The sequence below is a fragment of the Bacteroidales bacterium genome (genome assembly GCA_014860575.1).
Taxonomy (GTDB): Bacteria; Bacteroidota; Bacteroidia; order Bacteroidales; family JAAYJT01; genus JAAYJT01.
Window position 1 is genome coordinate 1 of the sequence record JACZJK010000006.1, and the last position, 11,649, is coordinate 11,649.

At 33.1% G+C, this 11,649-nt stretch carries 10 protein-coding genes; all 10 read right to left on the minus strand.

What is annotated here, in order from left to right:
- Positions 1-258: 258 nt before the first annotated feature.
- The gene (locus IH597_01515; protein ID MBE0661117.1) at positions 259-759 is read right to left on the minus strand and encodes a helix-hairpin-helix domain-containing protein; all 501 of its coding nucleotides are present in this window, start codon (positions 757-759) and stop codon (positions 259-261) included.
- Positions 749-1,126 carry a VOC family protein gene (locus tag IH597_01520; protein ID MBE0661118.1) on the minus strand — a complete coding sequence of 126 codons (378 nt, stop codon included), beginning with the start codon at positions 1,124-1,126 and terminating at the stop codon, positions 749-751. Before IH597_01520 ends, IH597_01515 begins: the two co-directional genes overlap by 11 nt.
- Before the next feature lie 419 nt (positions 1,127-1,545).
- Positions 1,546-2,673 carry a hypothetical protein gene (locus IH597_01525; GenBank protein MBE0661119.1) on the minus strand — a complete coding sequence of 376 codons (1,128 nt, stop codon included), beginning with the start codon at positions 2,671-2,673 and terminating at the stop codon, positions 1,546-1,548.
- A gap of 12 nt (positions 2,674-2,685) precedes the next feature.
- Positions 2,686-4,128, minus strand: coding sequence for a cobalamin B12-binding domain-containing protein (locus IH597_01530; GenBank protein ID MBE0661120.1), 1,443 nt, complete (start codon positions 4,126-4,128; stop codon positions 2,686-2,688).
- A complete protein-coding gene (locus IH597_01535) occupies positions 4,109-4,966 on the minus strand; it encodes a hypothetical protein (GenBank protein ID MBE0661121.1) in 858 nt (285 codons plus the stop codon). The genes IH597_01530 and IH597_01535 overlap by 20 nt, the downstream gene beginning before the upstream one ends.
- Positions 4,967-5,127: 161 nt before the next feature.
- On the minus strand, positions 5,128-6,474 hold the full coding sequence (locus tag IH597_01540; protein MBE0661122.1) for a sodium:solute symporter family protein: 1,347 nt from the start codon (positions 6,472-6,474) through the stop codon (positions 5,128-5,130).
- 152 nt (positions 6,475-6,626) lie between these two features.
- Positions 6,627-7,751, minus strand: coding sequence for a site-specific DNA-methyltransferase (locus tag IH597_01545; protein MBE0661123.1), 1,125 nt, complete (start codon positions 7,749-7,751; stop codon positions 6,627-6,629).
- A complete protein-coding gene (locus tag IH597_01550; GenBank protein MBE0661124.1) occupies positions 7,748-9,115 on the minus strand; it encodes a DNA double-strand break repair nuclease NurA in 1,368 nt (455 codons plus the stop codon). The genes IH597_01545 and IH597_01550 overlap by 4 nt, the downstream gene beginning before the upstream one ends.
- A 2-nt stretch (positions 9,116-9,117) precedes the next feature.
- Positions 9,118-11,223, minus strand: a complete 2,106-nt coding sequence (locus IH597_01555) for a DUF87 domain-containing protein (GenBank protein ID MBE0661125.1) — start codon at positions 11,221-11,223, stop codon at positions 9,118-9,120.
- The gene (locus tag IH597_01560; GenBank protein ID MBE0661126.1) at positions 11,220-11,453 is read right to left on the minus strand and encodes a hypothetical protein; all 234 of its coding nucleotides are present in this window, start codon (positions 11,451-11,453) and stop codon (positions 11,220-11,222) included. The genes IH597_01555 and IH597_01560 overlap by 4 nt, the downstream gene beginning before the upstream one ends.
- Positions 11,454-11,649: the final 196 nt, after the last annotated feature.

Genomic DNA, 11,649 nt, shown 5'->3' on the forward strand with positions numbered 1-11,649 from the left:
TATCACAATAGATTGTAAAAATCAGAAAAGGAATCAAGATTATAATTGATGGGTAAATTCTTGCCGTTCTATTGTATTTATCAAATTTCATAGTTTTATATTTTCCTGTGTGTCTGTGTCTTTGTTACCCTTGCGCATAACGGTTGACAATATGGCCATTGAGGGATTACGGGCGATTTCCTGTCAAGGTACACGAAAAGTTGAAGCGGGCTACAAACCTTCGCATACCACTGGAACCCTAATTGGCTATATTGTGTGTTAGCGGCTGCCTTTTTTATCTTTCCGTTCGTATCCTAATGTTTCATGCCATGATTTTTCAGGTCTGTTGGCTGGATAGCCATTTTCAATACGGTATTTTTTCCGTTCTTCGGTAAAGTCCCACCACATTTTTGTCGTTTCATTTGTGTTTGCAAAGTTTGCTACCAATCTGAATTGGTCTTCAACGCACGGGTCTATCCAATAACCTTTTTTTCGTTCAAATTCGTCTAGCAGTTTAGCTCCGTCCTTATTTTTTAACTCTGCAAGTGAATAATAGCCTAAAAATACAAGGTCTTCGGCAAATTTTATCCCGATTGACGGAACTGTTTGAAACTCTGCCAAAGCAAATATTTCTTTTACTCGTTTGGTTGAAGCGTTGAGTAATACTTCCAATTCGTCGGTCGCGAAGTCGAGAATGTTTGCAATTTTGATTTTATTCTTTCTCAAATTTGCTTTTTCACTATCCGTAAGAGGCAACTTAATATTTGTCTTATTTTTCATCTTCGGCAAAAGTCAGCAAATAGCCATTATTATCTTCAATAGAAAACTCAGTTGCACCGTAAAACGTTTTTTCAAGTTCTTTGATAACTTTTACTTTGTCTTTAATTTGGTCAAAGAACTTCGTAATATCATTGGTTTGAATATATAACAACAATGAGCCTCCATTTTGTCTTGATATGGTTGTTAATTCATCGCCCAAACTCTCAAAAGTTTGAAACATAAATTTTACGTTTCCGCAAGTCATCAATGCAAAAATGAGGTCTCCTTCTTCAGGAACTGTAGTTGTCAAACTAAATCCTAATTGTTTGTAAAAGTCAATAGTCTCGTTAATGTCTTTTACAAAAATGTTCGGTGATATTGATTTCATTCTTTATTTAATTATTAATCAGTGTTTTCATAAGGTTGCCGCTAACGGTTGAGGCTAAAAGCTGGCGGGCATTTCGGAGCACTTAACTGTCAGGTTGCGATAAAGTTTATTAGTTGCAATACCTTTCAAATTGGCACTGTCTGCCCGCTTGATTTTAGCCTTTGTTACCGCCTGGTGTTCTGTCTTCCAGTTTTGTAAACCATTGTCATTATTCAGTTTCCGTATCATTGTTATTTTTAATTTCTTTCTTTACTGTCGGCTAGTGTGTAAGCGTTTTTTATTTATTAAGTGACGGCAAATTTTTTAAAACAATTTTTCTCCGTGCGTTGGCTTTGCAAGCTCTTTGGCAAAGCTTCGGCTGTAGCGATGGCTTGTGGGGCTTTGGCAATGTGCTTGCAAATAGGATATGCCTAAATAGATTAATGAATAAATCTTTCAATAAATCTAGTATCTACAATTCTGTCTGTCCATTCGTTAGAATTATAGAACTGTTCAAAGTCCTGCATAGCTGGGTCTCTGTAATCGTAAAAACATGAGTTTTTATCTTCAAAAAGAAATATTGGCTTAAAAGGATCAAATTTTTTATATACGCTGATGCATTGCTCGAAAAATTTATAAATAGTCATTTCATCGTCAGACTCGGTTATTTTCTTGTAATCTAGTTCATTTGAAGAATAATTATATTTTATTATCAAATTGTCATATATTCCAAAGTCAAAAACAGGAGTTTTTATGGAATTGAATTCAGGATGCTTTTCCATTTCTTTTATTAATTCTTCTTCACTTATCCAAAAAGTTTGTATACCTGATGAGATATCAAAAAACTGATCAAGAAGTTTAGAATCTTTCAAGTCACTTTCCATTTTTTGAATTTCACCATTTGAATTCGACAAAACAAAGATTCTTCTTTTTGGTGAAATGGTATTTCGATTATCCATAAAGTACTTATTGAACAAATCTACATCCTTTTTAGGAACAACGCCATTCCCATTGATGAACCATCGAATTGAATAAATGTTAACTCCACAAAATGATTTTGTGTTTTTAATTGCTTCCTGTATTAATTCTAAATATTTGGTACTGGATATACCTGTTAATTTATTAAAACCTGTCTTCAAACTTATTTCAATTAATGAACCAATAACACCTGTATGATTATTCGTTTCTAAAAAATAGTTGAAAGGTTTATTTTGAAAAAAAGTTGATATTGCTTCTTTCTGGTCATTAATTATAACATTATGCAATACTTCAATATTTTTAACAAACTCATTCTTAGTTTCTTCGAGTTTTATTTTTGCTTCAGTAATTGTCTTTAATATTGAAGATTGACCTATTACAATTTTTTTTATATATATTATTAAAAATGCTAAACACCCGCCTATTGGAATAGCAATAAAAATATGCTTTAAAAATTGATACCAACCTTTTGCCATAATGATAGCATCATTATTTGCAAAATACAGGTCAAATTTTGAATAAACACCAATTAAAATTGATGTTACGATTGATACAAATATGAACCAATAATCAAATTTATCTAATTTCATGTTAAAAAGATTTTAATAATACCCACCAAAAATTTTGTTTTTAGAAATAGTAATTATCCTAATATTTTCTTTGTATTCTTGAACCATATCCCATGTAATATTTGGAGCTTTTTCTTCGATCCATTTTTGTGCAAGATGTTGGATGTCAATTTCATCTGAAAGACCATATTTATCTATATAACTTGTGGAAATAGATTTCCATGCAGAACTACCAGGCATAGGAGCAAGTGATGTAAATTCAATAACGCTTGTGTTCCTTAATTCTAAAAGTTTCTGAATTTGTTCGTATGTTCTTTTTAAACTGTCGTTAGATTCAGACTCACTGCCTGGCACATAACATGCATAAATTTGTATTCCTTCTGAATTAAGTATGCGAGCCGCATTAATGTTTGAGTTCGATAAAATGTCTTTTTTGTGTATGCCATTTTTTAACACAATATCATCTCCCGAATCAAAACCAAATATTACACGATGCACACCTATTTTCTTGAATGCATTAATTGTTGAAGTATTAATTTCATCAGCTCTTGCATAAACCATCATATTAAATTTGCCAGCAATTGAACTTGGAATTGAGTTAGCCAAACTTTCTAAATAGTTTGATCCATTGTATTTGCTAAATTGTAAAGAGGAGAGACTATTACATGTTTCAAAAAAATAGTTAAATCCAAGTTCAATTCGATCCTGAATATTTTTCCAGTAGTCGGCTGGAGAAAGAAAATCTATTTTATGATCCTTAAGGCAGCAATAGATACACGGTTCCGAGCAACCTTGTCGGCACCCTTCAATATAGTTGATATTGATTTGCTTTAATTCATCTGGTTTTTCATGGAAGTTCCTGAATATTTTTGAATAGGATTCAAAATATGGTGAAAAATCATCTATGAACTTAAAACTCGGGAAAGTCCTATTTTTAATTTTTGGATACTTTTTCCGTACACTATTGGTTCTGAAATATTTTTCTGATTTATATGCTAATGATTCGATATTTTCTAAGGAGAAGTTATTTTCAATGGCATTTATTAAGGATAAAAGTGAGTACTCACCTCTTTTCCCTTCAATAATATAATCCAGATGCGGAATATCAAAAGTTGGATTATCCTGAACCAAGTTAAAGAGATATTTTGCATGATGATTTCCAACTACTGTAATTGCTTCGACATCTTTTGCAACTTTCAATAGTTTTTTAGCATTTGAATAATTTCCAAGTAAAATGCTAAATCCAACAATATCAGGACAAAAATCTTTGATGTTATTAACAATTTTATCAAAAGGAGTTACAGATCCATCAACAACTCTTATTTCAATTTCAGGTTTATTCTCATTTAAATAATTAGCGATTGATAAAAGACCATTGGGTGGAAAACTATCTTCCATCCCTACTCCATTTAAAGTAGTTGGAGGGAAAACTAGCATTAGCTTATTTATCTTTCTATCAAACTGTATGAAGCTCATTTTCGTGATTTATAATAATGAATGAACTGTCTTTTATACTATTTTCATTCGGGAAAACATTAATAACTTGCATTTCAAGAGATGAAATGAAATCAAAAGCGATTTTGGAACCTAATATGACCGATTGTGAACATGAATTAGGGAGAATATTTATAAGAGTTGTTTCGTGTTGCTTTTGATTGATTTCGAATATTAACTGAGTAATTTCACCTGCACATCCAACTTTACCCCTTTCTGCTAATTTACTTGTCCCAAATTCTTTTGAATAATGATAATATGTATTTGACTCTATGTTTTTATTAAATTCACTGCAACTAGTTAAACACATTTGATCATCGAGTGCAAATAAATGTTCTTTAGATAATTTTTTAATATTTCTTTTAAATCTGTCTCTTAACCTTGTTTCCCTGAAGAAGAAATAATCTTCAATATTATCTCCAAACCATATTGATTCAGTTAAGTTGAACTTCTGAATTAATTCAGTGTATGGTTGAGGAGGATCGATAAAACTTTTAAAAAATTGATTACGAAACTTATTGGGATTCGATTCATCCCTATGTATATCTTTTTCTATTCTTTGCCAGTCATTAACTAGTATTGTTAATTTGCAATCAAATAGGCGAAAAGATAGTGAGTTAAGAAGTTCAACGCCTAATTCAAATGTTCCAAAAGAGAATTCTCCAAATTCTTTGAATATTTGTTCCTTTTTTTCACCAGGAACATCAAAATTAAGAATACTTGTATACACTGACTTATCAGTTGTATTGTCAGAAATAACAAGAAAATGCCCACAGTTAATGATTACTTTATTGAAAGTTATAATCTCTTCAATATTCATAGACAATCGATGATGAGAACAATGAAACTTATTCATCAGTACTTTCTATTTCTGGTTTTGTAAATAAGTCTAAAATATGTTTAACCACAAAAACTGACAGAATTATCCCAATAAATGGAACAATTGTAACTGAGGCAATTAAAAAATACTCTATCATTGTTTTAAATTTTTGATGTAATACCTGTACAGCCTGAACTTTTTTGTAAAAATGCACCAGTACTTTCTGATTTTACTAATAATTGTATTAACCAGAATCCAACCTGATTCATAATTACGCCTACAATTAATGAACTAATGCCAAACGGACTGTGAAATACCCATTCCCATAATGCAACAGAAATACCTCCAGTTAATATTGAAACTAAACCAGCAAGAGGCTTTACCTTGTTTGGAATTAATATCGCCAATATTAATGGGAGTACAATTGTTGGTGCCCAGAAAGTATAGTTTAATAATAATGCCTTTATTATACCCTGTGCATTTATAGCAAATATAACACCGAGCACTCCAATTAGGAAAGTTGTAATTCTAGTGTAAAGCAGCATTTCTTGTTCACTAGCTTCCTTTTTCAAAGTTTGTATAATATCTCTGACAAAGGACACAGCTGCCGATTGCAAATATGTGTCCTGTGTTGACATTACAATGCTTATTATAGCAACCATTAGAAAACCTAATAGGCCAACAGGTAAATAATTATTAGCCATTGTTAAGAAGGAATCACTTGCATTTATTTCTGGAAATAAAGCCCGGGCAATGATTCCGATAGAAACAACCATGGCAAACCATAGTAAACTAAAAACTCCAGCCAGGTAAAATCCGCTTCCAGCACTTTTTGAATCTTTTGAAACAAATGCGCGTGTTGTGTAGGGTGGGACTAGTGTTTCACCAAGAAAAAAACCAGCAAATAATCCTATAAATTCAATTCCTGAAACAGAATTAAAGGGATTATTGAAGCTCACTGGAAGATTTGCTGCGATTATAGAAATATCAGGGACTTTGAAATAAAGAATAATGCTAAAAATGGAGATTGGTAAAGCCAACATTAGAAATTGAAAGAAATCTGTAAAGAGAATAGTTCTCATCCCACCTAAAGCATACAACACAACAACTAAGGTTGTTAAAATAACTCCCCATTCGTATTGAATATTTAAGGTACTTTGCAACAACAAACCAGACACTTGACCAACAATACCAACAATACCTGCACAATATAGCATTGAAATTAAACCAGTAAATAATCTTGCAGCTTTACCATAGTGGAAACCTACAATATCACCAACAGTATAGGCCGCCTTATATTTTCTGAGTTTTGGCGCTACAAATATCCCTATAAGAATGGTCTGCAAAGTAAAACCCAAATAAACAAAAAAGAAAAGTAAACCGGAATTAAAGCCTTGTTCTGATAAGCCGAATGTAAATCCCGGTCCCAAGAATGATGCAGCTAATGTTGCAAAAACAAGAATACCAGTAGTATTTTGCCTATTAATAGCAAAAATTTTCATTGACATTGCTGGGATTTTTGATTTTAGGGCAAAGAGTATAAGAAACCCAATGTAAACGCTTATTACAAGCCAATCTATTAGATGCATAATTTTAGTTTTAAAAATGGACTATAAAAATCATATCTCAAATAATATACAGCAATCATTAATAATCAATTTCATTTTGTCAAAATCAAGTCAACTTCACCTGGTTTAAGAGATTTGTCACCATAAAGTTTAGTTTGTGTTTTAGTATCGTCTTTCAAAGGTTTGTCAATGATCTGAATGTTATGTTTTGGAAAATGCTTGGTTAAAATCTCCAATGTTGTTTTGAAAGTAAATTCACGTTTATCTGTTCTTACATAAACAGTACTTTTCCTCTCCATAATCTGAGAACTTAATCCAAAAACCGTATCTAATAAATTATAGTACTCTTGTTTATTTATGAACCTCCCTTTGTGTTTATCCCTTAATGATTGTGGGTTTTCAGCACCTCCTAATAGCCATAATCTTAACCATTGATCTGCATGATAGTCTGTAATTGAGTAATATGGAGGCGAAGTAAAAAGGAGTGAGAACCTAATATCATTATTAAGTGCTCTTTCGACTATCTTTTTTAATTCAGTAGAACTATCTCCAAAAACGACTGCACTCTCATTTATTTCAGGTTTTCCCTTCTGATAACGCCATTCAATTTTCTTAAGAATAAACTCAGCGGGGTTTATATTAGGCGGATTAGTCATATTGTGCTTCTTCCACCATTCAATGGAGTAATTCATTCCCATTGATTTTGTCATTCTCATTTGGTTGGATAAGCCTTCTCCAAGTTTCGCATGTAAATAAATCAAAAGAATTGACATTAAAGTTGCATCAATATTGTTTTGTTTCCAGTCAAGATGATTACGTGCAGCCAATAAGAATTTTAATACTTCATCACAATAACATATTCTGAAAAATTCAGGCATGCGATCTAGTAAATGATTATAGTAGTTTCGCTTGTTGTATATCTCAAGTAATCTGCTAATGACATTTTCTTTGTCTGCAGGTTTCAGTTTTACTTTGCCATACAACCAACCAACAGGATTTATTTCAATACCTAAGCTATTTCTTCCAAGAACTCCGCCAGCGTATATGCTGCTGCATCTTCCAGCAAAAGGATCAATAATATAATCACCTTGTTTTGAATATTTTGATACGACATCAAATGCAAATTCAAGAGGAAACATCGCATAATAGGGGCCAAACCTAGCCCACCTTGCTTCAGCTGTATGAAAACCTTTCAATATTTTTTCAATTTCAATCATGCATTTGATTTTTCTCTTATTTCTCTTGCAATATCTTCGAAAATCTTTTTTCCCAAATTTAACGGAATAGCTGCCTCCGCATGCGCAGATATTAACGGAGAAACAGAATTAGGATGTCTGCTTGAGACAAGTTGATCCAACAGGCTCATTACATCAGCTAATCTCGTAAATTGGTCAGGATTTGCAGTTGAAAGATTTTTTTGAATATCGCTAAACCAGGCAATTACAGGTACAATTTTTTGTCCAGATGCTGCTTTGTAAAAAAACTTTCTCCCAAAATAAGTGTCTTGACCATAAGGTTTTGTGCTATCTGAAAAAATAATGTTCTCTTTTATATAACTATCGCATAAAAGCAATGCCGATTGTGTCGGGAATTTATCAGTAATGCCGTCTTTGGTAGTATCAATTTCAATAAAATGGTTGTAAAATGTACCAGATTTTTCAATGCCGATTATTAGCAAGTCTTCACCATTGGTTTGCTTTTGTAGATCATTAATTCTTTTTAATTCAACCTCAATTACTTTTGTCAACCAAGAAGATGTGCTAAAAACGGCCAAAGGACCATCCATTATGAACGCTACTCTGCGTAACGTAGCTAACCAACTTTTCTTTTCAAATGCTCTTAAAATGTGTATTAACCAAAGTTTTTCGAGTGTTGACATTATTTGACCAAACATTTCACCATTGCTGCCACCATCATTCATTAGTTCATGTAAACGAAGTGCATCAGTTGAAAATAATGTTTCGCCTGAATGTGGACAAACATATTCACCATAGCCATAGGTCATATCTTCATAAATACTTTCAATTGGACTTTTAGGCAAATTGCGTTCAGGAAACCTTTCTCTTTTTATTCTAAAAAGATGTTCGTATGTTTCTAATAAAGATTCACCATTTGAAAAGATAGAATTATTTTTCAATTCTTCAAACAATGCTCTTCTTAAAGATGACTTCGCGTTTTTTTCATTGTCAAGAATAACATTGCATCCAGGGAAAACGCTGTCAATTGTTGAAGCTTTTTCAGTATCTCTAAATCTTTTTGGACTTATGAATTCATTTTTTTCTAATTCCCTAACAAGTTTTAAATCAATTAAAACAGAGGCAATTGTAATATAGCCAAATTCTGCACCGGGGTAACCATTTACAGCTTTTGCAGCCAAGTTACTCCCATCAACTGCAAGCACTAAGTCTGGTTGAAAGTTTGATTGAGTCAAGTCACATTTTCTTGTGATTAAGCCGTCAATATTATTATCGACATCTTCAATTTTCCTTATACGCATCCGTTCTTGTAAGGCTTGAACCTTCGCACTATCTAGAATGCGTCTAAGCGGTTCATAACTGGCAAATTCTCCTTCAAATCCCATAACTATCCGATTTGAAATTTATCAACTTGAACTGGAATAACAAATGGATTACTTAGGGTTTTGACTCTTAAAAATCCTTTATCTTGTGCTCGTCTGATAGAAGGTTCAAAGTCGGCAAAATCATAATATTTACATAACTCCTTTGTTTCATCAGTATTATTTAAATGCGCAATGAACCAGTTAGATGTATTACGTAAAATATTTCTTTGAATACTGCTAACTTCCTGTGTTGCATATACCATTCCTATTCTATACTTAGCCCCTTCCTTTGCGGTTCTTACCCAAATGTCTGTTAAATCTAAATCAGTTCCTGCGGGTAGAATATTATGTGCTTCTTCAATATAAACAAGAATCTCAGGAATAATGGTTGCACCTTGTATAAATTGTCTTTGATTTTCCCTAAATATTTTAGTCATGATACGATTTGCTGAAGATTTGTTTAACTCAGGTTCACCGCTTGATTGATCAACAATAACAAGCTTACCCTGGATTATGTGATTGTAAATATCTTGAGCATAATCATTAGAAGTGTCAGCACTATGTTGTTCTGCAGCTTTTCCTATTTTTCTGGTTCCGTTTGGGTATTGGAAAATTCCCAAAATTTTCTTTAAGTCTTCATCAGCCCAACTTTCACCTGAACCGTTTGGTCTATTGACATAAGCCATTTCAAAAGCCCTGTAACCACTTGAATTATCTCTAATAAACTTATCTAAGTTTTCGAATGCATTTGCAAGTTGCGACCAAGTTGGATTTGGATTTGAAAATACTTGTGCAGCTGATTGATAGTCAGGTGCATTATTGCTTTGACTGTTTTGCATAGCCTGAATTAAGTCTCTATTGAAAAGGTTTCGAGTTGAAGCTCTAATATTAGTAGGTACATGAAATCCAGCTCTTGCTAAAACTGAACGGTAGGCTAATATTCTCCTATTAAATCTTGTTAGTGCACTTCGATCGTCAGGATCAGGCTGTTCAAAGCTTACTTGAACAAAATTCTTGATATATATTGATGAATCATCAGCCATTATGCTATCAATAATTTCCTTCCCAATTTGTAGATTTTCGTCAAGATAAAAATTGAGCAACATTAAAATTCTATTTGGATCGCTGGGATGTCTTGTTATGCCATAAGTTACAACCTCATTTTCTCTTGTTGTATCGGGAATAAGTTGCCAAATATTTTTTAGAGCATTGTTATTGTCCTGAGCATTTTCATTTGCATATTCTCCGTTTGGGTCAAAAATAATCTGTCCAATTCGCAAAGGTCTATTTTCACCATTATTTGATCTTCTTAATTCAAATACAGACTTAGCAATAATCTTTGTGGTGTTTGACTTACCAGTTCTTGTCATACCGAACAGAGCAGACTTTTGGCTTAATAAGTCTGAAGGGTAAATATAAACAGGAACATCGTCAATTTGCTGATATTTTCTGTTAGTTGAGGCATATCTAACAAATCCAAGTTTAACTCTTTCAGTATTTCCATATTTTTCTCTTTGGTCTTCTTTGTTTATAGGGTCACAATAATTAACTGTTTCTTCAAGGGCTAATGAATTTGGCTTGAATACCTTTAATCCTCTGTTTGGGTAATAGTTGGAAATGTCACTACCAAATTTTAATGATAAGGGTGATTCAGAATTGCTTAAATTTTCTTCAAGATAAAATGTTCCAATAATTCTACATTGCACACCTGCATAACCCAACAAAACACGAGTTTTTGCATCCATTGCTCCATCACTGTCCCAATGTTTTTCAGTTTCACCACTGACTCTTTGTGCAGTTTCAACTCTTATTCTTTCTGCTTCTTTGTCCTGTGGAAGTGGTGCGCTATCCATTACTCTTAATAAAATAAAAGATGCATCTTCTGATTTGAAGTCAATGTCTGACGAGTGGGCAGGGTCAACTCTTGTAGCGATAAGAAAGCTTAAACTTGGTATTCCACCGACTTTCTTTCTTTCACTGTCATGGATTATTACTCTTGCTGTTTCATAATTTATTGAATACAACTCTCCAACGTACTCGTCTAGTTGAATAAGTTTTTGAAACCATTGCTGGGTTTCAACTTTTCTGTCGTTGGTTCTTCTTTCGTTTATCCCTTTTTCTAAGCTCATATAAAGGTATTTATAATTAACAAAGTTAGTTTTTTCTCGTGTGTCAGCAAGATTGCACTCTTTGACAAAGCATTGGTTGTAGCATAGGCTTGTGTGGCTTTGGCAATGTGTGCAATGTGGGTAGGCAATTGTTTTAAAAAATGTGCGGTGGCAAAAAAATAAGAAACATCAGGTTGGCTTGAGTGTCGGCTTTCTGGTCTTTTCAATATTTCGTTTTTCTGTCCTTTCACAATAGTTTACTTTTCAATTTTTCTATGTCGTTGTCTGTCACTTACACTTGGCGGTAACGTTTGATGGTATGGTGTCGTGCGGGAGTACGAGGTGATTTCCTATCAGTTTACACCGACCTTTTTTACGAGTCACGAACCTTCGCAAACCACTGAAACCCGCATGCACTATACCATGTGTTATGCGCTGGGGTTTATC

Coding starts and splice junctions, on each gene's coding strand:
- IH597_01515 (MBE0661117.1), bottom strand. CDS start 759: ATGAAAAATAAGACAAATATTAAGTTGCCTCTTACGGATAGTGAAAAA.
- IH597_01520 (MBE0661118.1), bottom strand. CDS start 1,126: ATGAAATCAATATCACCGAACATTTTTGTAAAAGACATTAACGAGACT.
- IH597_01525 (MBE0661119.1), bottom strand. CDS start 2,673: ATGAAATTAGATAAATTTGATTATTGGTTCATATTTGTATCAATCGTA.
- IH597_01530 (MBE0661120.1), bottom strand. CDS start 4,128: ATGAGCTTCATACAGTTTGATAGAAAGATAAATAAGCTAATGCTAGTT.
- IH597_01535 (MBE0661121.1), bottom strand. CDS start 4,966: ATGAATATTGAAGAGATTATAACTTTCAATAAAGTAATCATTAACTGT.
- IH597_01540 (MBE0661122.1), bottom strand. CDS start 6,474: ATGTCAATGAAAATTTTTGCTATTAATAGGCAAAATACTACTGGTATT.
- IH597_01545 (MBE0661123.1), bottom strand. CDS start 7,751: ATGATTGAAATTGAAAAAATATTGAAAGGTTTTCATACAGCTGAAGCA.
- IH597_01550 (MBE0661124.1), bottom strand. CDS start 9,115: ATGGGATTTGAAGGAGAATTTGCCAGTTATGAACCGCTTAGACGCATT.
- IH597_01555 (MBE0661125.1), bottom strand. CDS start 11,223: ATGAGCTTAGAAAAAGGGATAAACGAAAGAAGAACCAACGACAGAAAA.